A 26346-nucleotide genomic window follows, 5' to 3' on the forward strand; every position below is an offset into this window, starting at 1 on the left:
ATAACTTTTGAGTTCGTTTTTCAAATAAAAAACTAATATGGGAAAAGTACACGCTCGAATTTCTGTGATAACACTATGCATAACACTGGCTTTAGTTTCTTGCGGAACAAAAAATGTTACGGATAATTTACCAAAAGATATTTCAGAGAGACCGGCAGATGAAAATAGCAAGAAGTACGATGAAGTTCAATTGGAAAAAACAAAAACAGCTATAGAATCAGAAATTGCCAAAGAAAAATGCACAAATGCCGATGATTGGAAATCAGCTCCAATAGGTTCTAAAGCTTGTGGCGGACCAAAATCTTATATTGCTTATCCTAAAACAATGGAGACTGAAATCTTATCTAAAATTGAAGCTTATAATAAAAAAGAGGCTGACTTCAACATAAAATATGGCATCACTTCAGATTGTGCAATGGTAGCGGAACCACAGGGAATAAAATGTAATAATGGAAAAGCAGAACTGATATATGCTGGGCAATAAAAAATATATTATATAAACCCGATCATAAAAAGCTCTGTCAATTGACAGAGCTTTTAGTGATATAACTAAATTTTAATCTTTATACCATGAAGAGTATTTCACATAATTATCTGCTATCCTGTTTACTTCTCCTTCAAGTAACTGCGATGAAATATCTTTAATTTTTCTGGCTGGAACACCACCCCAAACTTCTCCAGATTTAATATGAGTTCCCTGAGTAACTACCGAACCGGCACCAATAATGGAATTTTCCTCCACCAAGCAGTCGTCCATAACGATTGCTCCCATTCCTATCAAGACATTATCCTGAACAGTACATCCATGTACAATTGCATTATGTCCTATTGAAACATTATTTCCAATCACTAAAGGAAACTTCTCATAAGTACAGTGCAACATTACATTATCCTGAACATTTACTTTATCCCCCATTTTAATGTAATTAACATCCCCTCTTATTACTGCATTATACCAAACACTACATTCTTTTCCCATGGTAACATCTCCAATAATAGTTGCAGTTTCTGCCAGAAAAGTATTTTCTCCGATTTGTGGTGCTTTGCCCAAAAGTTCTTTTATAAGTGCCATATTTTTAATTTGATATTTTGAAAATGAGCTAATTTGAAAATTAAATGGGTACAATCACTATTTTTAAATTACAGTGATAGCAAAAATCTAACTTCTTCTTCCTAACTCCTAACTTCTAATTGCGTATTTTTGTAACTCAAATTTAAAGAAAAAATGCGTAAGATACTTATAGAGCCAACAGAAAACCCAAAAGTGATGAAATTTGTCGCTGACTACAACTTGATTCCAGGGTCTCTTGAGTTGGACAGAAGTTCAGATATTTCAGAAATTCCTTTAGCTCAGGAACTTTTTAATTATCCCTTTGTAGAAAAAATTTTCATTACAGCTAATTTTGTAGCTATTGCAAAGCAGGATACTATGGAATGGGAACATGTTACTGAAAGTCTGAAAAATGTAATTGAAGATGAATTGCTTGCCAACCCGAGAATTTACCTTCAGAAGAAAAAAGAGATGTATCAGATCTATGCTGAAATGACTCCAAACCCAAATGTGATGAAATTCGTTTCCAGTAAATTATTATTGGAAGGGTTTGTAGAAGTAAAATCCCGAACTGAAGCAGAGGGTGTTCCTTTAGCAGAGGCTATTTTTAAAGAATTTGATTTTGCTAAGGAAGTTTTTATCTCAGATAATTTCGTTGCGGTAACCAGAGATCATTCTGTAGAATGGCATCAGGTAATGATGGCTGTGCGTGGTCTTATTGCTGAATATCTTCAAAATGGAGGTGCAATCTCAAATCTTGCCCCTCAGACACACGAAAATCCGGTTGAAAAAATCATCAACAGAGATTATACAGATGATGAGCAAAAGATTTCTGATATATTAAATGAATACGTTGCTCCTGCAGTAGAAAATGATGGTGGAAAAATTTCTTTGATGGAATATGATGAAGCCAATAAAACTGCAAAAATGCTTTTACAAGGAGCTTGCTCAGGTTGTCCAAGTTCTACGGCAACATTAAAAAATGGAATCGAGAGTATTTTAAAACAATTCGTTCCCGAACTAGTCGAAAGAGTGGAAGCGGTAAACGGATAATTTTATATATGAGAATAGTATTTCTTTTAATTTGTTTCAGCATCAGCATTCTTTCATGTAAGAAAGAAACTACGAATTCAAAAACAAATATCAATGTTGGGCTTCATGAAGATCTTGTACAATCGGGGTTAGCAAAAGACAGCCTTCAAAAAATGGATGTATTCTTGAGTAAGCTAGATAAAAGGAACACCCCATTTTTGGATTTCTATATTACTTATTTCTATAAGTTTGATAAAGAAACCCAGGATGAAATAAAGAAATCAAAAGGAGAGAATTTTCTGAATGAAAATCCCGAGGAATACTATAAATTATTTGCCGAAATAATGTCTGAAAAAGGTGACAAATATTTAAAATCTTTCGGCATCAGCCAAGAAGAAGAAATGCTTTCCAGAGAAGTATATATTTTTCACTTAAAGAAAAAATACGGTCCAACTATTGATGGTCAATTGGAAAATTTAAATAAATAATGAAGGGAATTCTATTAGTGAATCTTGGTTCACCAAGATCTACGAGCGTAAAAGATGTAAAGGAGTATCTTGATGAATTTTTAATGGATGAAAAGGTAATTGATTATCGTTGGATTTTCAGGGCCCTTTTGGTTCGTGGTATCATTCTTAATACTAGACCCGCAAAATCTGCTGAAGCCTATAAAACAGTTTGGACAGATGAAGGTTCTCCATTGGTGGTGATTACTGAAAAAATTCAGAAAAAGCTGCAAAAACTGGTTGATGTTCCTGTGGAAATTGGAATGCGTTATGCACAGCCAAGTATTGAAGCGGGTATTCAAAAATTAGTTGATCAGGGAGTTTCTGAGATCGTACTTTTCCCATTGTATCCTCAATATGCCATGAGTACGACGGAGACGGTTATTGAAAAGGCCGAGGAAGTAAGAAAGAAAAAATTTCCGACCGTAAAGATTAACTATATACAACCTTTTTACGACAGGGAAATTTACATCAATTGTTTAGCCGAAAGTATTAAGGAAAAACTTCCTGAAAATTTCGATGCTTTACAGTTTTCTTACCATGGAGTTCCTGAAAGGCATATTTATAAAACAGACCCTTCCAATACATGTAAGATAGATGATGCAAACTGTATCAACAGTAAAATTGAAGCTCATAATGCCCGTTGCTACAGACATCAGTGTTATAAAACCACTGAATCCGTAATAGCAAAAATGGGATTACCTAAAGAAAAAACTATTGTTTCATTTCAGTCCAGATTAGGAAAAGATAAATGGATTGAGCCTTATACTGATGAAACACTGGAAACTATTCCTAAAAAAGGGGTAAAAAACTTAGCTGTGGTTTGTCCTGCATTCGTTTCTGATTGCCTTGAAACTTTAGAAGAAATTTCCGTAGAAGGTAAAGAGCAGTTTTTACATGGAGGTGGAGAAAACTTCCATTATATCCCATGTTTAAATGATGAGGACCGATGGATTGATGTGGTAAAAACTTTATGTGAAGAAAAATTGAATGAATTTTATCTTGTATAAATCATCTTAATGACAAAAATAGAGAAAGGACACAAGAAATACTTGTGTCCTTTTTCAATAGAGATATATTAAAAATTTATTTTTTAATTAAGTTTCCTGCTTTTTGACCATTCACTATTACTACATAAACTCCAGGAAGCATATTAGACGGAAGCTGTAGATTCAGTTTATTTACACCATCTGTAAGCTCAACTTTTTCAGAAATTTCTTTCTTACCTGTTAAACTTATCAATTCTACGATTCCTTTTCCTGCCTTTCCATCAAATGTCACAGTAAATCTGTCTGTTGCCGGATTTGGACTAATGGTATAAAGAGAAGCATCTGGTGCACCAGCAACACGTCCTGCAGAAGAGGTGCCTCCACCAACTCCCACTGCATTCCAAGCGTTAGTTACTTGTGTCACCTCATTACTGCTCACCCCATACAAATCTTTCGCAGCCTGTATAGAAGAAGTTCTTGCATTGGCATAGGTAGAAGAAGAAGTAAGATAAGAAGTTAATGTTCTGTAAGCAATTGCTCCTGCTTTATCTAACCCTATTCCAGAGACATTATAAGCAAAACCATTATCGTTAGTTCCCGTACCTCCGGTTACTAATAAATAATACCAAAAGTTGAGAACTCCCGAATTAGTGTGGACTCCGCAATAGTCATTTGTTGTTTGTCCAGGCACCGCACAACCCGTAGTTGTAGCATCTTTCCAATACGTTCCTTTATAAGTATCAGGTTGGCGATACGCATTCGGGTTTGACATATCTCTGATCACATAATTGAAATCTTCGCCCAACTTCCAGCTTGCCTGATTAGGTCTTGCCCAAAGTTCTATTGAATTTCCAAAAATATCGGAAAAACCTTCATTCAAAGCTCCCGGCTCTCTTTGATAAGCCAGATTCGCAGTTTTAGAGGTCATCCCATGAGTAATTTCATGTCCGCAAACATCAATAGCAGTTAATGGTAACCCTCCGTTTGTGCTCGAGCTGCCATCGCCATAAGTCATTCTGGATCCATCCCAAAACGCATTGAAATAATTAGTAGAGTAATGAACATAGGATTTTATAGCAAAGTTATTGTTGTCAATACTTTTTCTGTTAAATTTTGTATAGTAATAATCTACAGTCATTTCTGCCCCCCAATGTGCATCGGTAGCATATTGATCTTTATTGGTGTTTACATTATTCCAGGCATTATCGGCATCTGTAAAGTCTACGGCAGATGAATAATTGGTTCCTTTTTTTAGATTATATGTTTCTACATTTGTTCCTGTTCCTGTTCCCGCATTTCTTCCCGATTCTCTTAATCTGTAACTTCCGTTATAAGAATCTGTAGTAATATTCCGGCTGCCGCTATAACCTGTTGTAGCCGTTCCCGGAGCATTTACATCATGAATTATAGCATCTGTTCCTAAGATTTTTCCACCTTTAGCATCTACAAAAACATATTGTCTGCTTAATGGTTTTTCAGAATAAATATCAAACTTATACGCCAGTTTTAAATCACGCAGCTTTTCATCAGTAGGATCTGAATAATAGACCAGTTCTCCTTTTGGGGCAAAGCTTGCATTAGCATCATTGAGTTCTTTTTTAATGAAATCTTCTTCTTCCCTATTTTGCCATTTATATGAATCTGCTCCTACAAATGATAAGGCATTTTGCAATGCTATACTTTCAGAAATATTGGCTTTTTTTTCAATCCCTTCCGGAACTTTAAGAATCCAGTTTCCTGTTTCTCCAATAACTTTTCCTCCTTTAGTTTGTACTGCCATCATTCCATATTCTACAGGAATATTATTGACTGTTTGTTGAAATCTGTGGGTCTCAAAACCCAATTGATCTTTTTCAACTCCTAATTTACGGGCTTGTCCCGCAACATAGCTCTGAGAGGTTTCATCAAATAAAACAGGACTTCCCTGAAAAGCAGGCCCGCTTTTATCAAATCTTAAAAATTCTGCGTGTAATCCGTTTTTACCGGGAATTAATTTTGATGGCTTGTTTTGCCCAAAAACGAAAGAGCAAGCAGCAACACTTGCTACTAGAATAAATTTTGTTTTCATAAAAATATTTATTAAATGGTAAAACGAATTTATAAACTTTTCATAATAAAATGATAAAAAATATAAATAAAATTCAATCAATAACACAAATAGATAAATAAAACACAATAACATATTCAAAAAAAAGAAAATAAGCTAAGTATTATTTAACCACATATGTATATTTTAACGAATAAATTAAATCAAAAATCATCTATACGTGAATTATTTTTATTTACTATGCAATACGCTATATATTATCTCATAAAATCATCCCGAAACGCGTAAAAACCTTTTGGTTAACGGGAGTTTTATAAAAAAAATAAGCCATCTCTTTGGAGATAGCTTTAGCTTTTTTATTTTGATGTAAATTCAAACTTTTATTTATATGAAAATCATTTATTTTTACTTTCCAATAGGAGTTCTGAATTCACCATATCCCATCAAACCATCATAATTTCTTCCGAAAGGAGTATAGTATAAAAATGCCTGATACAGGTTTTCTGTTTGCCAGAAGTTCCCGTTGATCTCGCCAAAGTTCAATGCCCCATTACCTTCTTTTGTAGCCAGAATGTAGTTATAGAAACCCTGTTTTAGAAATATTTTTGCAACATACTTTTTATTAGCTGCATCATACTGCATCTGATTTTCTTTACTCGGCATAAAATTGTTAAATCCTCCCAGTACATATATTTCTTTATCTACAGGATCTGAATCTAAAGAGAAATACACCCAAGAGTAGTCGGCCTCTCTTTCGGCATTTCTTTCAAGTCCCAAATCATTTCTTCGATAATAAAAAGCTCCGTTCACGTCGGGCTGATATTGATAATTAAGAGGAAATGCCCAAACAGGATGTAAATAGGTCTGATTTACCCCGTCTTTTATTTCTGTAGCACGAACCATATCCGCTGCCATATTCATGTTTTTATTATCAAAATAATAAAATTCATTATTCCCTGGAAACGTAAGGTTCATCTGTTGGAAAAGTAATTTATTTCCAAGTGTCGAACTTGGTTTTAAATTATTAACAGCAACATTAAGGTTGTTATTCTGCATCACATTCAAGCTCATTGAATTGACGTTGGATGACAAATCATTTCCCTTGGCAACAGCCTGTACTTCTACCCTTTGGTTGATATTCGGATTTTTAGCATCTGCTATCCTGGATACATTTAATGCCAAAGAAACATTATCTTCTACTAAGTAGAATCTCTTTTTAAAAAGCGGCTTTTCTGCAGAATCTTTGTACACAATCAGCTCAAAATTCCCTGAAATTTTCGGCTGTATTTTTTCATTCGGAAAAGTAAGTGTATAATGAGTATAGGCCTGTAATGTATTAAATGAATACTGGAATTTATCAAGCAATCCGTTTAAGCTTCCATTAGCAATTTCCGTAAAAAAAAGATTATCATCATTCCAGTTCCGGTCGTAATGCTTTATGGTATATCGGTAGATTTCGCTGGCATTCGTAAGGTCATCAAAACTAAGAACCAATGTCTGGTTAAAGTTGATCACAGGGGTTTCATCATTCGTCTGAGGATTGAATAACTGAATGCTTTGGATGTTCTGTCCAAAAACCAATCCCCCTAAAGAAAGTAAAAGTATTCGCAAAGTTTTCATTATGACGAAGATAACGAAAAATCACCAATTACTTAAGAATATCGTATTTTTGACAAAAAAAATAAAACAGAATATGCTTAATATCCAAGCTTTTGTATTCAACTTTGCGAGCGAAAATACTTATATCCTTTATAACGAAAATAAAAACGCCTGGTTAATAGATCCGGGAAATATGAATGAGCAGGAAACTAACCTGATCAGTAATTTCATCAAAGACAATGAATTAAAAATTCAGAAAATACTGCTTACTCATGCTCATATTGATCACGTTTTCGGGCTTCAGTGGGCTTACGATACATTTAAACTTCCAGTAATTATGCATAAAGAAGACCAAGAGGTTCTGGATATGCTTCAAATGAGTGGAATGAGGTTTGGAATGAACATAAATCCTGTTAAGGTTGATGTCGAATATATCAATGAAGGAGATGAACTTGATTTCGATGGTGAGAAATTCAAAATATACCATGTTCCCGGACATTCTCCAGGCAGCATTGTTTATCATAATGAAAATCAGAAATTTATGATTTCCGGAGATGTTTTATTTGAAGGAAGTATTGGAAGAACCGACCTATACAAAGGAAATTACGAACAACTTCTTGATGGAATCAGAAAAAAACTATTTGTTTTAGATGATGAAACAAAAGTGTTTTCAGGACACGGAAATCCGACAAGTATTGGTTTTGAAAAACAGTATAATCCGTTTTTGAGATAGATAGTTTTGGATCCGGGTTACAGGTTAGTCGGATTTAGGCTAATTAACAGCAAAGTACCAATGACTACTTTTTTGTCATTTCTACGACAGGACAAATCCCATCTAATCCTTGAGATTCTTCGCTCCACTCTGAATGACATTAATATTATGTTCACTATTCACTTTAAAAGACTTAATTATTTTAACGCTTAATAAAAAAACCGTCAGAAAAATCTGACGGTTTCTACTTTTATAAGAAATAGAATTTAGAAATCAAATGATACTGAACCTCTTACAGCAGCTCCCATAATCGGTCTCGCCATTCTTATATCTCCGGCTCCTGTTAGCGGGGATCTTGGATCCCCCTCAGTAATACCGATGGTATTGAAGATATTTGTTCCGTCAATAGCAAAACGTATTTTACCAAGCTGGTAGGAAGTACCGGCACCAAATTCACTAAATGATGGTAAAATATTTTTATCACTATTCGCTTCATCCTGGAAACGCTTTCCATAATAATTATAACTTACATAAGCTCTCCACTGCTTAGTAATATTAACAGCAGGTGAGATATTGAAATAGAATTTCGGTATTCTTCTTACCTGATTACCATCATAATCAAACCTGGTTCCGTCTGCATTTGTTCCTGTAAAGTCTTTATATTTTGGATTTTGGAAAGTCCCATTAAATGTCAATTCAAGTAGATTATTAAACAATCTGGCATACCCTTCTAACTCTACTCCCATATTGGTCGTGTTCGCGAATTTATTTTCTGATGTTCCATCAGAATATACATCGGTAAATGAAAGATTCTTTAAAGTTGAATAAAAAGGAATTACACCAATATCGAAAGTACGTGAGTAATATTTATACCCTATCTCCAGCTGGTTAGTCTGTACTGGTTTGATCTTGCTTAAATCTGCCATATTATTGTAATACGACTCTTCATTAGGTGATCTGAATCCATTTGAAAAACGTGCATATACCGCATTTTCGTTATTGATCTTATAGTTTGATGCTACTGTGAATGATACTTTATCGACATCATAATTCCAGTAGGTATATTTATTTCCTAAAACCGACATATTATCATCCGCAGTCGTAGTAGCAAAACTATGGGTACCGTCTGTTGTTAATCCGGAATTATTAAGATTGGCAGTAGTTGTATTCACTCCATATCCTTTATAATAATCGCGGCTATAGCGAATTCCACCATTAAAACTTAAGTTATCTGTAATATTGTAATCCAGATTTAAATAAATATCATTTAAACTTCCCTGGATTTGAGAATCTCTAACCAGGAATGACATATCTGTCACCCCATTATAGGTTTTGGAGTATCCAACATCTGTAGGACTAAGAGATTTATCTACCAGATTAAGCAATTGAGGCCTATCCGTAGCTGTTGTCAAAATATTACTCCAGTTCCAGTTCTGCTGGGATTTCCAGTTGGATTTATAAAATCCTGCCGTTACATTCCCTTTGTCAAATTTATAATTGAATTGTAAATCATTAACAAAATTATTCATCTGCTTATCAATAGCCCAGAATCCTAACTTCTGTACGTACTGGGGATTTACAACAGCCCCACTACTAACTAAAGAATACTGATAATTATTTCCTGTGATTCCATTGCTATTTGCAAAAGCCCCAGCTTGCTGAGGTCCACCTGCCGGAAATATACCCGTATAATTCATGTTGATATTGGTATACCTGGTTTTATTTAAAACTGTAAAGTTATTTCCAAGATCATATTTAAATTCTGCACCTACAACATCAACTTTCGGGTGAATTCCATCCTCCAAATTTCTTTTGAAAAATCCACCACCTGGTTGTGGAATATTAAGCTGCCCAATTGATCTGTAACTGTACGTTCCATAATTCGCATCAAAACCAGGAAATTCTTTCAGGTCATTTCCATTCTGAACCAAAGGAATAGGCAGATAAAATGTATTCCTGTCATCTAGTTTTTTATAATAAACCTTAGCATATCCTTTATCAAATACATATTTTAAATTCATTCTGATCTGTCCACCTTCATTAGCTTTAAAGCCGGTTTTTCTGATTCCACTATCGGTTCTGTAAAAACCACCGACATTAAAGAACAATTTATCCTGAACCAAAGCTCCACCCACATTCACATCCGTACGCATTAATCCATATGTACTTGTTTCCAATTTAGCGGTTCCTCTGAAATCATTACCTCCTTCTTTAGTAATAAAGTTAATAAGACCACCTGGAGAGTTATTTGCATAGATAGATCCTGAACCTCCTCTTAATGCCTCTAATCTGTTCACAGAATTATCAACACGGAAGAAATTATCTGCATTGGCAAACTGTAAAGCACCATCTTCAAATACCGGTAAACCATCTTCCTGTACCTGTACAAATTCATAAGCACCCGCCGAAGGGATTCCTCTCGCAAAAAGGTTATTTCCAACTTCACCTCCTGATGTTTCTACAGCAAAACCAGGAACCCTTTGTAATAAAGCCGCAGCACTGATAGGATTCTGTTTTTGAATTTCTTTTGCATTAAAAGTAGATATTGCCGTACTGGATTCTATTTTCTTTTTCGGATTTGCATTACCCGTAATAACTACCTGATCGATAGATGCTGTTCTCGTGGAATCCTGAACTGTTTCCTGTGCATACGCATTATTAAAGTAAAGCGTGGCTACTCCAGCAAGTAAAAAGATTGATTTGTTTTTCATACCCTTATAGATTTAATTATTGTTTTAATTTTAAATAGACTCCGTTTGTCCAACCAAATCCATCCTGATTAGGGTACTCTCCTCCTCCGGCAATCGTTTCATTATCTAATGCATTGTATTTTTCCATTAGTTTGCCCGTATTATTATAAACCCTTTCGACATTAGAGCACCAATTGTTTTTTATTTCATCCGCTAATTGTGTAAAACCATAGTTTTTCATAGAAACAAATCCTAGCCATTGGTATGGCGCCCAGGCATTCGGTAGATCCCATTGTTGACCGGTTTGTTTCGTTGTGGTAACAAGGCCGCCTTTATAAAGAAACTTTTCAGTAATAATTTCTGAAACTGCTTTTGCCTGTTCCTCGCTGGCAAGACCCAAGAATAAAGGATAAAGAGCAGCAATATGTTCGGAGGTTGTGTTTTTGTGTTTTTTTATGTGATAATCCTTATATGTTTTGGCATTTTCATCCCAAAAATATACATCAATCAGTTGTCTCCTTTTTGCTGCTCTTTCATTAAAATAATTTTCTTTTTCTTTAGAATTCTGAAGTCCTGAAGTTTTAGCCAATGTCTTTTCCAAATGCCATAAAAGGCAATTCACGTCGACCTGAGCAATATTCAGTGTTTCTATAGTCTGTATTGTTTCTTCGTCTGAAAACCATCTGCTGGAAAAATCCCATCCTGACTCGCAGCCGCTTCTTATATTTCTGTAAAACTCTTCCCCGGAAGCATTTTCGTGATCTTCAATATCTATTAAATAACTTTCAGGACGCGGGGTATTTTCTGCATCGTAATATCTATTCAGAATATCTCCATTATTCGTTTTTAAGACCCTTTCAGACTGCATATTATTTTCTAATTTACTTTCTCCATTCATCCAGAAATTGTATTCCTTTTCTAATGTATCGTAATATTGAATGTAAAGTTTTTCGTCACTTGTGCTCTCCACCAGCAGATCTAGCATCAATGAAAAATAAGGTGGCTGTGAACGACTTAAGAAATGCGTTCTGCTTGCATTCGGAATAAATCCAATATTTTGAATCAGATAAGAACAGTTTTCAACAATATTCCTCATCATTTCTATTCTTCCTGAAACCTGCAATCCAAGCATTATGAAATAGCTGTCCCAATAGAAAAATTCATTAAAGCGTCCTCCTGGAACGATATAAGGTTTTGGAAGTTTTAGCAATGTTCCTCTTTCTTCATATGAAGTTCTGGTAAGTTCATCCCACAGCTTTTCTATATGCTGCTGTATAGGCAAATGATCATCTTGCCGAATAGAAACCTTTGCTCCTAAAAAATCAAAATTTGAAAGCACAAACACTTTAAGATCGAAACCAGACACGAGCTTCTCCTTTTCATATTTTTCATTGATCTCAGATACAGAAAATAAAGGCACCGCATCCGTCATCATTTTTTGATCTTCAAAAATTTGTGATCTCTGAACATCGTCAAACAGAGTTTGGATATCTTTAATGTAAAGCTGTGTATTCATTTTATTTTTTAGGATTTATTTTTAATTTATTCATGATAATAGCCGATATAATCAGTAATGAAAGCGGTATCAGGGAAAGATAGAACGCCCTCTGCCCACTGAATTCCTGAAATACAAAACCTGTAATTATAGAACCTATTGTTCCTCCAATTGCAGAGAAAACTACGATAAGCCCCGACATAGCACTGTGTAAATATTTAGGTATTGAAGCCAAAATAACAGAATTGATACTTGGATAAATGGGTGCTAATAAGCCTCCCATCAAGGGGAAAAGATAAACTACAACCGGAGCATTCAGCCATGTCGTATTTGCGCTTATAGTCGTATTATGAGTGAGTGGTAAAACAAATAACAGGCTTAAAGCAAAACCGATCACACAAAAAGAAACCACATAGATCCAACTGAATTTCTTAGAAAAGAATCCTGATAAAAATCTTCCCAATGCAAAAGCTCCTGCTAAAACAGCTCCCGCCTGTATACTCATGGAAGTTGGTAATTTTAATATTTCTTTATAAAAAGTAGGGGTCCAGGTCTGAAAACTCTGTTCCACTAAAACAAAAAGAAAGGCGCACACTAAAAAAAACAATACTTTTTTATAACTAAATAAGCTTATACTGTTCTTAATATCTCCTATTAAATCTGTTTTTTCATTTTTCGCTTCGTTTTCATCTAATTTAGAAAAGAATAAAAACAAAAATGATAAAGCCGACAAAGCTCCCAATACCCAATATACATTCAACCAATGGGTAGATTTTGGATTATGGTCATCTATAAATAAGCTGAAAAGAACATTTCCTGCCAATACACCGATCATAAAAAAGCCCTCTAAAAACCCCATAAAGCTGGAGTGTTCTTTATCCGTATTCGTCACCAGACCTATGGATGTAAAAACCGAAATTTTTATTAATGCGAAAGAAATTCCAACAATAGAAAATAACAACTTGAAGAACCAGAAATCATTTGAAAAAGGCATTACAAAACACATACAGCTTACCAGAAAGAGTGCGATCAACATGGAATTTTTAATTCCGATCTTTGGTAAAAAAGAAGCCAGAATGAACGAGCAAATAGCAATGGGAAGATCTTTAAATCCTTCCAGGACACTCGCTGAAGATTTCGAAATTCCAAAATTCTGCTGAACCTGTAGAATCACTGTTCCCACGGAATTCAATAGAATCGCAAAAACGAAATAGTTTAAAAATAAAATGGCTTTTATATTGAAATTTCGCATTAAATTAATTTCTTGGTGGCTAAGATAGAAGCATTTGCCTTAACGTTAATTTAACATAGTAAACAAATATTTGAACTATATTAATATAATTATTATTTTTATAGCACAAATAGCATTAATTTAATGAAAGTCAGTTTTGAAAGAGTTATCCCTAGTGAGAAGAGTTCTTTTCGCACACTACATAACAATTCTCCTATTTCTGAATTCAAGTGGGAATATCATTACCATCCGGAAATTGAATTGGTATGTGTTATTTCAGGAAGCGGAACCCGCCATGTAGGTTACCATAAAAGCAATTACTCTAATGGAGATCTGGTTTTGATAGGCTCTAATATTCCCCATTCCGGATTTGGACTTAATTCTATAGATCCACATGAGGAAATTGTATTACAATTCCGGGAAGAGATCTTACAGTTCCCTCAGGAAGAAGTCGAGGCAAGGTCTATTAAAAACCTTTTGGAATTATCCAAATATGGAATTCATTTCAGTCCCGCTACAAAAAAAGCTATGCTTCCCAAATTAAAAAAAATGCTTGAATCTGAGGGTTATAAGAGATATCTGCTGTTATTGGATATCCTTTTTGAACTTTCCACATGTAAAGACTATGATCTCCTCAACAAGGAAATCATGCCTTATACGATTATTTCAAAAAATAAGACCCGGCTGGAAAATATATTCACCTACGTGGAACATCATTATGATAAGGACATCAATATTGAAGATGTCGCAAAACTTGCGAATCTAACTTTGCCTGCGTTTTGTAATTTCTTTAAAAAGGCTACTCAGATTACTTTTACAGAGTTTGTAAACCGGTATCGGATTAACAAGGCTTGTCTATTAATGGTTCAGGATAAAAGTATTTCAGAATGCTGTTACAGCTGTGGCTTTAATAATGTGACTTACTTTAACAGGATGTTTAAAAAATATACTGAGAAGACGCCTTCGGAATTTATTAAGAATTCTTCACATGATAAGATTGAAAGTGCGGATTCAAATATCAAAATAGTTCAGAAGTCGTTTTAGTAGTTTTATTGAGTATAAAGCTAATATTATAAAATATACGTTATCAGCTTAATCTGCAAGATTTAAAACAAAAAAAGCCGTTCCACAAAAGAACAGCTTTATATCTTATTATTACACATTGAAAAAGAAAGACAATCAAAAGTCATTTTTAACTTTCAATTCTCCATTTTCAATTCAATACTTATTTCCACTTAATATTGCAACCCATACTTGGTCTCTGAATTTCCTCCTGAGGTTCTCCCAGTAAAAGGTTTTCAAAAGCTATGATTAAATCTTCACCGGTTACATCTTTATTGTTTCCTGGTCTTGAATCATCCATTTGTCCCCTGTATATAAGATCCAATTTATCATCAAAGAAATAGAAATCAGGAGTACATGCCGCCTCGTATGCTTTGGCTATACTTTGACTCTCATCATATAAATAAGGAAAGTCAAAATTTCTTTCAATCTGAAATTCGATCATCTTTTCTGGAGAATCAGCTGGATATTTTTCTACATCATTCGCGTTAATAGCGATGAATTCAATTCCCTTTTCCTGATAATCTTCGTATAATTCATTAAGCTTATCGATCACATGAAGAACAAACGGACAATGGTTGCACATGAAGATCACCAATGTTCCTTTTTCTCCTTTCAGATCATTTAATGACTGAATTTCGTTACTTTTTGACGGGTTAGGAAGCTCGAAAAACGGAGCTCTTGTTCCTAATGCCAGCATATTTGAGGGAGTATTCATATCCTTTATTTTCTTTGATTACAAAGATAAAGTTTCTTTTATGATTTGCCAATTCCGGTTTTTATAAAGTTCAGTTAAATGTTAAAGTTTAAATAATATTTAGAATTATTTGGAAGATATTAGTTAATCTTCGTAGTTTTGCTAACGCTGTTAGTAAAAAAATATCATGGGATTACATGAACGTCGTCAAAGAGAAAAGGAATCTATCCGTGCAAATATTTTGCAGGAAGCTTTCACTTTGGCTAAAACAGAGGGCTGGGCTTCACTTTCAATAAGAAAGATAGCCGATGCGATTGAATACAGTGCACCAGTAGTTTATGATTACTTTGAAAATAAAGAAGCTATTTTATTTGAAATCTCTATCAATGGATTCAATCTTTTACACAAAGAATTGGTAAAGGCTCAAAAAAAATATGATAGTCCAGAGGAACAACTTACTGCTATTGTAGATACTTATTGGAAATTTGCTTTTAAAAATAAAGAATATTACCAATTAATGTTTGGTTTGGGAATGCAATGTAGTGGTAAAGGACAAATGAAAGAAGAGTTTTCGTCATTTCAGGATATGATCTACGATTGTACTTATAATATTATTATAAAAAATGGATCCAATCCGGACAATGCATGCCATATGTCACATGCCTTATTTTCTGCAGTACATGGTTTAATATCTATTATGATGATGCGAAACTCTGATATTCCTGCAACAATGAACAAAACCACTTTAGACGAGACGGTTTCTGCTTTTGTTAAATCATTGTAAATTTTTTTTGAATCAAACATTAACACCGTTAGGAAAAATATCAAGAGAAAGATTAAATTTTTAAACTAAATCAACAAAAAATTTAAGGTTTTATCATATTAAAATAGTAACATCAATCTTAACTATTAACACTGTTAGTAAAATTAACGCAACACACCTCACTTTTATATACATAAAAACAACATTAAAAAATCTCTAATTATGGAAATGACGATCTAACTTACTATTAATAATTCTGTAATTTTTTTTGAATTAAACATTAACACCGTTAGAAAAAATAACGGGAATTATTAAAAACCTTATTAATTTCAAAACAATCAACAAAACAAATTAAATTTTAATGAAAATACCTGGAACAATGAGGATCTTATTACTTATAACAAGTATTATCCTTTTACAGAATTGCAGTAAGGCCGCGGAAAATTCGAACCAAGCGCCTCCTGCTCCAGAATTGCCGGTTTATACTGTAACGACTTCTCCAGCTACAACATATCAGGAATTTCCTACCGCATTGGAAGGAAAGAACAACGTAGAAATAAGATCTCAGGTAGATGGTTACCTGGATAAGATATATGTAGAAGAAGGAGCTTTCGTAAGAGCGGGACAACCTTTATTCAAAATCGACTCTAGAGCTTATGGTGAGCAAATGAATATGGCACAGGCTAACTTACAAGTAGCTAATGCAAATATTCAGAAAGCCAAAGTGGAAGTCGACCGTCTTCAGCCATTGGTAGCTGCAAAAGTAGTTTCCGATGTACAGCTGAAAACCGCTAAAGCTAATTATGCAGCTGCAGTTGCAGCAGCATCACAAGCACAGGCTTCTATTGGAAGTGCAAGAATTAATGTAGGATTTACAACCATTACAGCTCCCGTAAGCGGTTATATTGGAAGAATTCCTTATAAAAAAGGAAGTTTAATTTCAAGAACAGATCCAAGCCCTTTAACTCTATTGTCTGACATCAGTGAAATATATGCTTACTTTTCTTTAAGTGAACTGGATTTCATTGCTTTTCAAAAGAAATATCCTGGAGCTACTTTAGAGGAGAAACTAAAAAATATGCCAATGGTAGAATTGGTAATTGCTGACAACAGTATCTATTCTGAAAAAGGAAGAATGAGCATTGTAGATGGTCAGTTTGACAAAAGCACAGGAGCAATCAGTGTACGTGCGGTATTTCCAAATGCTCAAGGAGCACTGAGAACAGGAAATACAGGAAGAGTACGTATGCCTCAGCTTCTTACCAATATTTTAGTTATCCCTCAAGAATCCACTTTTGAGATTCAAGATAAAACATATGTATATGTCGTTGGAAAGGATAAAAAAGTAACCAGCAAACCAATAACTATTTCTGGAAAAACAGAAAGCTATTACTTCGTTTCCAATGGAATTTCTGTAGGTGATAAAATTGTATATCAAGGTCTTGGAAGCTTAAAAGATGGTGCTTCAATACAACCGAAAGCAGTATCTTCTGACAGCTTGTTCAAATCAAAACCTTTGTAAACATACTTATCCGATACAGAAGACTTAAAAAAATAAACTTCTTATGTTAAAACAATTTATAGAAAGACCAGTACTCTCTACGGTTATCTCCATAATATTACTATTGCTGGGAATACTATCGGTTTTCAATCTTCCGATTACATTATTTCCGGATATTGCGCCTCCAACCGTTCAGGTAACGGCATTTTATCCAGGAGCTAATGCGGAAGTAGTCGCTCGTTCAGTAGCTGTCCCTATTGAGGAAGCAGTGAACGGTGTTGAGAACATGACGTATATGACCTCTAATTCAAGTAATGACGGTTCGATGACTTTGAGCGTTTACTTCAAACAGGGTTCAGATCCTGATAATGCAGCCGTAAACGTTCAAAACAGAGTATCAAAGGCAATGAGCCAGCTTCCACAGGAGGTTGTTCAAGCCGGAATATCAACTCAAAAAGTACAGAACAGTATGATCATGTTTATGGGATTATCAAGTGATGATCCAAAACAATATGATGAACTGTTTTTACAGAACTACCTTAAGATCAACGTAATTCCACAGATACAACGTATTCCCGGTGTTGCACAGGCTCAGGTATTCGGTACTCAAGATTATTCAATGCGTATTTGGTTAAAACCAGATCGTTTAGCAGCTAATAATCTTTCTCCACAGGAAGTAATGGCAGCTATCAAAGATCATAACCTTGAAGCAGCTCCCGGACGTCTTGGTCAGGGAAGTAAGGAAACTTATGAATATATCCTTAAATATAAAGGGAAGCTAAGCAAGAATGCAGACTATGAAAATATCGCTATTAAAGCCAATAATGACGGTTCATTCCTAAGATTAAAAGATGTTGCAAGAGTAGAATTCGGTTCTTATACCTATACTGCAACAAACAGAGTTGATGGAAAACCAGTAGCAGGTTTTGCGATTTTACAGACTGCAGGTTCGAATGCTAATGAGATTCTGACACAAATTGAAAAGCAGGTAGATGAGCTTAAAACGACTCTGCCAAAAGGAGTAAATCCAATCATCATGTATAACTCTAAAGACTTCCTGGATGCTTCTATTGACCAGGTAGTAGAAACATTGATCATTGCATTTATTCTGGTATTTATTGTAGTATATATCTTCCTTCAGGATTTTAGATCTACTCTAATTCCAGCCATTGCTGTTCCGGTAGCAATTATTGGTACCTTCTTCTTCCTGCAGCTATTTGGTTTCAGTATCAACATGCTTACCTTGTTTGCCTTAATTCTGGCTATTGGTATTGTGGTGGATGACGCCATTGTGGTAGTAGAAGCAGTCCATTCTAAGATGGAACATACAGGAATGCCTGTAGAGCAGGCAACAGTAAACTCTATGAGTGAAATCTCAGGAGCGATTATTTCGATTACTTTGGTAATGTGTGCCGTGTTTATTCCTGTTGGTTTCATGCAGGGACCTGCCGGAGTCTTTTACAGACAGTTCGCTTTCACATTGGTTATTGCGATCTTAATTTCGGCTGTGAATGCATTAACATTAAGCCCTGCTTTATGTGCCCTTTTCCTGAAAGATCCTCAAGATGGAGAACATGGTCATCTAAAGAAAGGATTTGGAGCGAAGTTTTTCAACGCATTCAATTCCAGCTTCAATAATATGACACAGAAGTATATCTATAGCCTTAAATTTTTAATTAAAAATAAATGGGTGGCTGTAGGAGGTTTAGCCCTATTAATTGCAGCAAGTGTTATCTTAATTAAAAAAGCACCTTCAGGATTTATTCCAACTGAAGACCAGGGTTTCGTTTTATATGCGGTAAATACTCCTCCAGGAAGTTCATTGGATAGAACACAACGTGCAACGAAACAAATCGATAAAATAGTAAACGCTGAAAAAGCAACTAACCACTTATGGGTAGCAGATGGGGTAAACTTCATCAGTAATGCTAATGCTTCTCCTTACTCTGCCGGGTTTATCAAATTAAAAGATATTGATAAACGAGGTGATATTAAAGATCCTGATCAGATTGCGGCAGGTTTAACAGGAAAAGTAAGTCAGGTAAAAGACGCCAACGCATTCTTCTTTAACTTCCCTACGATCCAAGGTTTTGGTAACGTAAGTGGATTTGAGTTTATGCTACAGGATAAAACCAATGGATCTTTTGAACAATTGGGAGCTAATACCCAAGCCTTTATTGGGGAACTGATGAAACGTAAAGAAATTGCATTTGCCTTTACTACGTATGCAGCAGGAAATCCACAATATACTATTGAAGTAGATGCGGATAAAGCCAATCAGCTTGGAGTATCTGTTACTGATCTTATGCAGACGATGCAGATCTATTTTGGTAGTAGCTTCGTTTCAGATTTCAACAGATTTGGTAAATATTACAGAGTAATGGCTCAGGCTGATATTCCTTACCGTACAGACATCAATTCTCTTGAAGGAATTTATGTTAAAAACAAACAGGGAGAGATGGTTCCAACCAAAACGCTGGTGACTTTAAAAAGAACTTTCGGACCTGAAACAGTAACAAGAAATAACTTATTCAACGCCGTAACGATCAATGGAACTCCTAAACCTGGATACAGTACGGGAGATGCAATTAAGGCTGTTGAAGAGGTGGCAAAACAATCACTTCCACGCGGATATGGTTATGAATGGACTGGTATTACCCGTGAGGAAATTAAAACAGGTGGACAGACTGCTTTCATCTTTATGCTAAGTATTTTGTTCGTGTATTTCTTATTGGCAGCCCAGTATGAAAGTTACATTCTGCCTTTTGCTATTATTCTTACTGTTCCAACAGGGATATTTGGAGTATTTGCTTTCACAGGATTAGCTGGCATTGATAATAACATTTATGTACAGGTTGGATTGATCATGCTTGTCGGATTGCTGGCGAAAAATGCGATTTTGATTGTAGAGTTTGCCGTTCAAAGAAGAAAAGCAGGCAAAACATTGATAGAATCTGCTCTTCAGGCTTCAAGATTACGTTTGAGACCAATTTTGATGACCTCATTTGCTTTTATCATCGGTATGCTTCCTTTGGTTTGGACACAGGGAGCTTCAGCAAAAGGTAACCATTCTATCGGGATCAGTACTGTAGGTGGAATGTTGACAGGAGTTGTATTCGGGATCTTCATTATCCCTGTAATGTATGTGATTTTCCAATATCTGCATGAAAAAATGCCAAGCAGAAAAAAACGCAGACTTCAAAAACAAAATCATGAACAGGCTTTAACAACCGGTCACTAAAGTCTATTTAAAAGAAAAACAATGAAAATAATAAAGAATATTTTTCTAATTTTTATATTGGTTGTAACTGCGGTTTCGTGTAAGACAAAAGTCGCCTACACGGAACCGGACTTACAGCTTCCGGAAGAATTCCGCTTTACAGCTACAGCCGATACGGCTAGCGTTGCGAATTTGGAATGGAAAGAATTTTTCAAAGATCCCGCTTTGCAGGGATTGATTGAAAAAGGAATCGCTCATAACCTTGATCTGCAGATTGCTTTAAAACAAGTTGCTTCTTCACAGGAAAGATTACTTCAAGCGAAATATCTTCAATATCCGGACATCGGTTTTGGTGTTACAGGACAGATTTCAAGACCTTCGAAAAATAGTATGAATGGACAAAGCCTTAATCTATTTATAGGAAAAAATCATGTAGAAGATTATAATGCAGCATTCAATCTTTCATGGGAGGCAGATATCTGGGGTAAGATAAAAAATCAACAGGAAGTTTCAAGAATGCAGTATCTGCAAACTTATGAAGCAACCAAAGCTATTCAGACCCAGGTTGTTGCCGCTATTGCTCAAGGATATTACAATTTATTAATGCTGGATAAGCAATTAACAATTGCGCAGTCTAATTTGGAACTAAGCTCCAATACATTATCTATTACTGAAAAAATGTGGGAAAGTGGAGATACTACTTCATTAGGAGTTCAGCAGGCAACTGCACAAAAGCAGTCTACAGAACTTTTAATTTCCCAGTTACAGCAGAATATTGCTATTCAGGAAAATGCATTGAGTATTCTGGTTGGTGAGGCTCCGAATAAAGTAAGCAGAGGTATTGAAATGTCCGACACTTCTTTGTCTCAGGATCTGTCTACAGGACTTCCGGCAAAAATGGTAAGCCGTCGTCCTGATGTTCGTCAGCAGGAGTTGGTTTTACTAGAATCAAATTCACTAGTAGGAATTGCTCAGGCAAATATGTATCCTTCATTAAAAATTACAGCTAATGGAGGAGTAAACTCTTTTAAATTTGATAACTGGTTTCAGATCCCGGCATCTTTATTCGGATCTGTTTTAGGTGGAATTACTCAGCCTATCTTCCAAAAGAGACAGTTGAAGACCGATTTGGCAGTTGCTAAAATTCAAAGAGAGAAAAATGTATTGGCGTTTCGTCAATCTGTTTTAAATGCAATGGGAGAAGTTTCTGACGCATTGGTTTCTAATGAAAATTTAAAAGTTCAGGAGCAAAAAGCAACAGAACAGGTAACTACATTGAAAGATGGAATTAAGAGCGCTCAAATGTTATATAAAGGAGGCTTGGCAAACTACCTTGAAGTGATCACGGCGCAAGCCAACTCTCTTCAGGCAGAATTGAATCTGGCATCCGTAAAAAGACAGAGATTAAGCAGTATTGTTGATCTATACAGAGCTTTAGGTGGCGGTTGGAAGTAGTAGTAAATTTAATTTATATTGTTGAATGCGGCCTTAGCGGGTCGCATTTTTTATTGTTGTTGAGAAAGCCACTCAATTAAATCATCAAAATCTTGTGGTGTGTATCCTAATGGTAAATAATGAATGTCATCCGCTTTACGATACCAGGTCAATTGTCTTTTTGCATATCTGCGACTGTTCTTTTTGATTTCCCCAACAGCAAAGTCCAGATCCCAGATTCCTTCGAAATATTTAAACAATTCCGCATAGCCAACTGTATTCAAAGCTGTAAGTCCTTTAAATTCTTCAAGACCTCTTGCCTCTTCCAACAAACCTTTTTCCATCATAATATCCACTCTCCTGTTGATTCTATCATACAACTCTTCTCTTGGAGCTTCAATTCCAACCCTGATTACATTAAAATCTCTGGAATCCTGAGAAACCGCAATTAAGTCTGAATATTTTTTATTGGTTTGCCAAATGATATCGATTGCCCTCAAAAGTCTTCTATGATTATGAAAATCTACCACTGCATAGTATTCAGGATCTAATTCTTTCAAGATATCCTGTAATTTCTCAACTCCTTCTGAATCCAGAATCTCTTGTAGTTTCTTTTGATTTTCAATATTAGCCTCAGGAAGATCGTTCAATCCTTCAATGACTGCTTTTTCATACATCATACTTCCACCCACAAGGATAACGGTATCATATTTTTTAAAAAGTTCGTTAAGTTTTTGTAAAGCATCTTCCTCATACTGCCCAATAGAATAATATTCTTTAACAGAAAGATTTCCAATAAAGTGGTGGGGTGCTTCAGCCAGTTCTTCTACAGACGGTGAAGCAGTGCCTATTTTCATTTCTTTAAAAAACTGACGCGAATCACAGGAAACAATTTCCGTATTGAAATGTTTGGCCAGATCAATTGCCAATCTTGTTTTTCCAATTCCTGTGGGTCCTACTATAGAAATCAAATTTTTCATCGGTAGGCTAATTATCTTTTTTAATGGTCATATGAAATCTAAATCTTGATCAGTGAATATGTTTTTCACAGTGCTAATTTAAATGTTTATCTTTGTAAGACAATAAAAAACTATGATTTTATCAATGACTGGCTTCGGTAGAGCTGAAGATGTTTTTGAAGGTAAAAAAATATGCGTAGATATTAAATCACTGAACAGTAAGAGCTTTGATTTAAATATTAAAATACCGTTACGCTATAAAGAAAAAGAATTCGAAATCAGAAAAATTCTTAACGACAGAATTATCCGTGGAAAAGTGGATTGCTACATTTCAGTGGAGAATCTTGAGGAAAGCAATGATGTAAAAATCAATAGAAACCTCATCGATTCATACATGAGTGAACTCCGTAATATAGCCTCTGATGGACCTGACTTTGAATATCTAAAAATGGCAGTAAGGCTTCCTGATGCTATTACATCAAGACCTGATGAACTTACAGATGGAGAATGGGAAAACCTGGCAAGAATCGTAAACAATTCTGTTGATAGATTCGAAGAATTCAGAAAAACTGAAGGCAAGACCCTGCATTTGGAACTGGAGAAAAATATTCAGAATATCGATAAATATTTATCTGAAGTTATTCCTTATGAAGAGGTAAGAATTAATAGTGTAAAAGAGCGTTATCAAAAATCTTTAAAAGAATTTGAAAATGTAGATGAAACCCGTTTCTATCAGGAAATGGCATATTTTACGGAAAAATTAGATATTTCTGAAGAGAAAGTCAGACTTTCCCAGCATTTGAAATACTATAAAGAAGTAATGGATAATGAAGATTTTAATGGAAAGAAATTAGGTTTTATTTCTCAGGAGATCGGAAGAGAAATCAATACATTAGGTTCAAAAGCCAATCATGCTGAAATTCAGAAATTAGTAGTAATGATGAAGGATGACCTGGAAAAAATTAAAGAACAAACGTTAAATGTATTATAGATAGTTACGTGGTCCGAGATGCAGGGTAATATCTGAATTTCAATCAGAAGATAAAACCCAAAATCCGGAATCCGAAACTTGAAACCCATCAACCATGGAAAAAGTTATCATATTTTCAGCGCCATCCGGGAGCGGAAAAACAACATTAGTAAAACATTCTTTAGATATATTTCCGGAACTTAAATTCTCGATCTCCTGTACTACGAGACAGCCGAGGGGAACTGAAGTACATGCTGTGGATTATCATTTTTTAACTCCGGATGAATTCAGACAAAAGATCACTGAGGGTGCTTTTGTAGAATATGAAGAAGTATATACCGATAAATATTACGGTACTTTAAAATCTGAGGTAGAGAAAATCTGGAATCAAGGCAAAGTAGTTATTTTTGATGTTGATGTGAAGGGAGGAATTTCTTTAAAAAAATATTTTGGTAAAAAAGCCTTATCTATCTTCATTGAACCCCCTTCTATTGAAGAATTGGAACGAAGATTGATTTCAAGAAATACAGATGATGCAGAAACCATTAAAACCCGTGTAGAAAAGGCAGAAGAAGAAATGACCTATGCCAGCGAATTTGATAAAATCGTGATCAATACGGATTTGGGTGAAGCAAAAATAGAAATAGAAAGTTTAATAAAAAATTTTATCAGTAGTCATTAAAAAGCAGTTAAAAATTTCTACTTTTAAAAACAAAAACATTGAGGTTGATATGAGTACCGAAACATTAGAAAGAGCTAAATCTGCTATTCCTGTTAGGGGATTTTTAGATATAAAAGATATAGCGATTCCTCAAGGAGAAGAATTAGTGAAAGCTATTCTTAAACTTAAAGAAGAAAAAAATGCGGTTATTTTAGCGCATTATTACCAACCTGGAGAAATTCAGGATATTGCTGATTTCCTTGGAGATTCTTTACAGTTGGCAAGACAGGCAAAAGATACGAACGCTGATATGATCGTTTTCTGTGGTGTTCACTTTATGGCAGAAGCGGCAAAAATCTTAAACCCTACCAAAAAAGTAGTTCTTCCAGATACAATGGCAGGATGTTCTTTAGCTGATGGCTGTAGCGGTGAAGGATTGAGAAAAATGCGAGAGCAGCATCCAAATGCTTTAATTGCAACATACATCAACTGTAATGCTGAAACTAAAGCTGAAAGTGATATTATTGTAACAAGTTCCAATGCTGAAACGGTAATTGAAGCTTTACCGAAAGACAGACCTATCATTTTTGCACCTGATAAAAACTTAGGAAGATACCTTTCTAAAAAAACAGGTCGTGATATGATCCTTTGGGATGGAAGTTGCATCGTTCATGAAGCTTTCTCAATGGAAAGAATTGCTCAGCAATTGGCAGACAATCCGGATGCAAAACTGATTGCACACCCTGAGAGTGAAGAAGCTGTTTTAAAGCTTGCTTATTTTATAGGTTCAACTTCTGCATTGTTAAACTATGTAGAAAAAGACGAGTGTCAGAAATTCATTATTGCAACTGAAGAAGGTATTCTTCATGAAATGAGAAAACGTGCTCCACATAAAGAATTGATTCCAGCTTTGGTTTTTGATGAAAGCTGTAACTGTTCTGAGTGTTTCTATATGAAACGTAATACAATGGAAAAATTGTATTTGTGTATGAAATATGAACTTCCGGAAATCCTTATCGATGAAGAACTTCGTTTGAGAGCTTTAAAGCCAATCGAAGCGATGCTGGATCTTTCAAAAAGTATAAAATAAATTCAAAGCACTGTTTTCACAGTGCTTTTTTTATGTATTGTTATTCGAAACAATAGGTTGCCACGTCTACACACGCTCTGCAATTTCCTGATAGATTAAAATAATCGTCACAGGAATTAGTATACTCCGGCCCTGGCCCATACGTATTATTTACAGGGCAGCCAGAACAGTTCGAGGCACCTTTAATGTTTTTCAGTTTTAATCTGGATAGTTTTTTCATAATAAATTAAGTTTATTTTAAACTAACAGTCGAAAGCTACATCAACACAATTTTTGCAATTCTCCGATAAAGCATGATACTGCTCACAAGTATTAGAATACTCTGGACCGTTACCATAATTATTATTCACCGGACATCCAACACAGTTCATTGCTCCTTTGATATTTTTCAATTTTGATCTTGATAGTTTTTTCATCGTATTAAATTTGTTCTATAGTTTAGCATAAAAATTAATCAGGAGCACATTCGAAACTCAATAAAACTTTAGGCTTACAACATGCAGGTAAGGCATCATAATCAGCACATGATCTTGGATAACCTGGTCCATATGGCCCTGGAGGACAAACATAATTACAAGTTCCACCTCCATTGAATGATTTCAAATTTTCTCTGCTTAGCTTTTTAGAATTTTTCATA

The 26346-nt window shown here is 35.0% G+C and carries 24 protein-coding genes; 13 read left to right on the top strand and 11 right to left on the bottom strand.

All coding sequences use genetic code 11. From position 1 onward, the window contains the following. Positions 1 to 37 precede the first annotated feature (37 nt). Complete coding sequence (locus AC3WRL_RS05195) at positions 38 to 484, top strand: hypothetical protein (protein ID WP_261511077.1); 447 nt, start codon at positions 38 to 40, stop codon at positions 482 to 484. 72 nt (positions 485 to 556) lie between these two features. Here the strand turns inward: AC3WRL_RS05195 and AC3WRL_RS05200 are convergent, their stop codons facing one another. Then, entirely contained in the window at positions 557 to 1072 is a 516-nt protein-coding gene (locus AC3WRL_RS05200) for a gamma carbonic anhydrase family protein (protein ID WP_214833014.1), read from the bottom strand. A gap of 153 nt (positions 1073 to 1225) precedes the next feature. On the opposite strand from AC3WRL_RS05200, the gene AC3WRL_RS05205 reads away from it, so the two are divergent. Genes AC3WRL_RS05205 through hemH form a run of 3 tightly spaced genes read left to right on the top strand, consistent with a single transcriptional unit; the run spans position 1226 to position 3599 of the window. Beyond that, on the top strand, positions 1226 to 2104 hold the full coding sequence (locus tag AC3WRL_RS05205) for a NifU family protein (RefSeq protein WP_214833016.1): 879 nt from the start codon (positions 1226 to 1228) through the stop codon (positions 2102 to 2104). An 8-nt stretch (positions 2105 to 2112) separates the two neighbouring features. Then, positions 2113 to 2571: a hypothetical protein gene (locus AC3WRL_RS05210; protein WP_214833018.1), complete on the top strand. Its 459-nt coding sequence runs from the start codon at positions 2113 to 2115 to the stop codon at positions 2569 to 2571. Then, complete coding sequence (gene hemH, locus AC3WRL_RS05215) at positions 2571 to 3599, top strand: ferrochelatase (protein ID WP_214833020.1); 1029 nt, start codon at positions 2571 to 2573, stop codon at positions 3597 to 3599. Before AC3WRL_RS05210 ends, hemH begins: the two co-directional genes overlap by 1 nt. Positions 3600 to 3675: 76 nt before the next feature. Here hemH and AC3WRL_RS05220 read toward each other — a convergent pair whose 3' ends face one another. Both AC3WRL_RS05220 and AC3WRL_RS05225 read right to left on the bottom strand, forming a co-directional pair. Beyond that, on the bottom strand, positions 3676 to 5646 hold the full coding sequence (locus AC3WRL_RS05220; RefSeq protein ID WP_492329861.1) for a M4 family metallopeptidase: 1971 nt from the start codon (positions 5644 to 5646) through the stop codon (positions 3676 to 3678). A 384-nt stretch (positions 5647 to 6030) separates the two neighbouring features. Further along, positions 6031 to 7245, bottom strand: coding sequence for a type IX secretion system plug protein (locus AC3WRL_RS05225; protein WP_261511075.1), 1215 nt, complete (start codon positions 7243 to 7245; stop codon positions 6031 to 6033). A gap of 73 nt (positions 7246 to 7318) precedes the next feature. Here AC3WRL_RS05225 and AC3WRL_RS05230 point away from each other — a divergent pair, with 73 nt between their 5' ends. Then, entirely contained in the window at positions 7319 to 7957 is a 639-nt protein-coding gene (locus tag AC3WRL_RS05230; RefSeq protein ID WP_492329893.1) for an MBL fold metallo-hydrolase, read from the top strand. A gap of 245 nt (positions 7958 to 8202) precedes the next feature. Here AC3WRL_RS05230 and AC3WRL_RS05235 read toward each other — a convergent pair whose 3' ends face one another. The 3 genes from AC3WRL_RS05235 to AC3WRL_RS05245 are packed head-to-tail and all read right to left on the bottom strand — an operon-like array spanning position 8203 to position 13373. Further along, entirely contained in the window at positions 8203 to 10647 is a 2445-nt protein-coding gene (locus tag AC3WRL_RS05235) for a TonB-dependent receptor (RefSeq protein ID WP_492329862.1), read from the bottom strand. 16 nt (positions 10648 to 10663) lie between these two features. Continuing rightward, positions 10664 to 12142: a trehalase family glycosidase gene (locus tag AC3WRL_RS05240; protein ID WP_492329863.1), complete on the bottom strand. Its 1479-nt coding sequence runs from the start codon at positions 12140 to 12142 to the stop codon at positions 10664 to 10666. 1 nt (position 12143) lies between these two features. Then, positions 12144 to 13373 carry an MFS transporter gene (locus AC3WRL_RS05245; RefSeq protein WP_261511071.1) on the bottom strand — a complete coding sequence of 410 codons (1230 nt, stop codon included), beginning with the start codon at positions 13371 to 13373 and terminating at the stop codon, positions 12144 to 12146. A 123-nt stretch (positions 13374 to 13496) separates the two neighbouring features. Here AC3WRL_RS05245 and AC3WRL_RS05250 point away from each other — a divergent pair, with 123 nt between their 5' ends. After that, on the top strand, positions 13497 to 14396 hold the full coding sequence (locus AC3WRL_RS05250) for an AraC family transcriptional regulator (RefSeq protein WP_214833034.1): 900 nt from the start codon (positions 13497 to 13499) through the stop codon (positions 14394 to 14396). 181 nt (positions 14397 to 14577) lie between these two features. Here AC3WRL_RS05250 and AC3WRL_RS05255 read toward each other — a convergent pair whose 3' ends face one another. After that, positions 14578 to 15132 (bottom strand): thioredoxin family protein, encoded by a 555-nt coding sequence (locus AC3WRL_RS05255; protein WP_214833036.1) that lies wholly within the window; start codon positions 15130 to 15132, stop codon positions 14578 to 14580. A gap of 166 nt (positions 15133 to 15298) precedes the next feature. On the opposite strand from AC3WRL_RS05255, the gene AC3WRL_RS05260 reads away from it, so the two are divergent. The 4 genes from AC3WRL_RS05260 (at position 15299) to AC3WRL_RS05275 (ending at position 22050) form a co-directional block, all read left to right on the top strand. After that, positions 15299 to 15895: a TetR/AcrR family transcriptional regulator gene (locus AC3WRL_RS05260; RefSeq protein ID WP_214833038.1), complete on the top strand. Its 597-nt coding sequence runs from the start codon at positions 15299 to 15301 to the stop codon at positions 15893 to 15895. 340 nt (positions 15896 to 16235) lie between these two features. Next, positions 16236 to 17396, top strand: coding sequence for an efflux RND transporter periplasmic adaptor subunit (locus AC3WRL_RS05265; RefSeq protein ID WP_214833040.1), 1161 nt, complete (start codon positions 16236 to 16238; stop codon positions 17394 to 17396). Between the two features lie 43 nt (positions 17397 to 17439). Next, positions 17440 to 20616: an efflux RND transporter permease subunit gene (locus AC3WRL_RS05270; RefSeq protein ID WP_214833042.1), complete on the top strand. Its 3177-nt coding sequence runs from the start codon at positions 17440 to 17442 to the stop codon at positions 20614 to 20616. A gap of 21 nt (positions 20617 to 20637) precedes the next feature. Next, positions 20638 to 22050: an efflux transporter outer membrane subunit gene (locus AC3WRL_RS05275; RefSeq protein ID WP_214833043.1), complete on the top strand. Its 1413-nt coding sequence runs from the start codon at positions 20638 to 20640 to the stop codon at positions 22048 to 22050. Between the two features lie 50 nt (positions 22051 to 22100). Here the strand turns inward: AC3WRL_RS05275 and miaA are convergent, their stop codons facing one another. Then, positions 22101 to 23009 carry a tRNA (adenosine(37)-N6)-dimethylallyltransferase MiaA gene (gene miaA, locus AC3WRL_RS05280; RefSeq protein ID WP_214833045.1) on the bottom strand — a complete coding sequence of 303 codons (909 nt, stop codon included), beginning with the start codon at positions 23007 to 23009 and terminating at the stop codon, positions 22101 to 22103. A gap of 112 nt (positions 23010 to 23121) precedes the next feature. Between miaA and AC3WRL_RS05285 the strand changes: the two genes are divergently transcribed. The 3 genes from AC3WRL_RS05285 to nadA all read left to right on the top strand — a co-directional run bounded on the left by AC3WRL_RS05285 (position 23122) and on the right by nadA (position 25709). Then, positions 23122 to 23979 (top strand): YicC family protein, encoded by an 858-nt coding sequence (locus AC3WRL_RS05285; protein ID WP_214833048.1) that lies wholly within the window; start codon positions 23122 to 23124, stop codon positions 23977 to 23979. Between the two features lie 94 nt (positions 23980 to 24073). Then, positions 24074 to 24640: a guanylate kinase gene (gene gmk, locus AC3WRL_RS05290; protein WP_214833050.1), complete on the top strand. Its 567-nt coding sequence runs from the start codon at positions 24074 to 24076 to the stop codon at positions 24638 to 24640. A 49-nt stretch (positions 24641 to 24689) separates the two neighbouring features. Next, positions 24690 to 25709 (top strand): quinolinate synthase NadA, encoded by a 1020-nt coding sequence (nadA, locus tag AC3WRL_RS05295; RefSeq protein WP_492329864.1) that lies wholly within the window; start codon positions 24690 to 24692, stop codon positions 25707 to 25709. 40 nt (positions 25710 to 25749) lie between these two features. Here nadA and AC3WRL_RS05300 read toward each other — a convergent pair whose 3' ends face one another. From AC3WRL_RS05300 to AC3WRL_RS05310, 3 genes are read right to left on the bottom strand one after another with little or no spacing between them, the layout of a single operon-like run. Beyond that, complete coding sequence (locus tag AC3WRL_RS05300; protein ID WP_492329865.1) at positions 25750 to 25929, bottom strand: hypothetical protein; 180 nt, start codon at positions 25927 to 25929, stop codon at positions 25750 to 25752. Between the two features lie 22 nt (positions 25930 to 25951). Next, entirely contained in the window at positions 25952 to 26125 is a 174-nt protein-coding gene (locus tag AC3WRL_RS05305; RefSeq protein ID WP_214833057.1) for a hypothetical protein, read from the bottom strand. A 34-nt stretch (positions 26126 to 26159) separates the two neighbouring features. After that, positions 26160 to 26345 (bottom strand): bacteriocin-like protein, encoded by a 186-nt coding sequence (locus AC3WRL_RS05310; RefSeq protein WP_214833059.1) that lies wholly within the window; start codon positions 26343 to 26345, stop codon positions 26160 to 26162. Position 26346 lies beyond the last annotated feature (1 nt).

Source organism: Chryseobacterium sp. FW101-FHT12H09 (assembly GCF_058790395.1).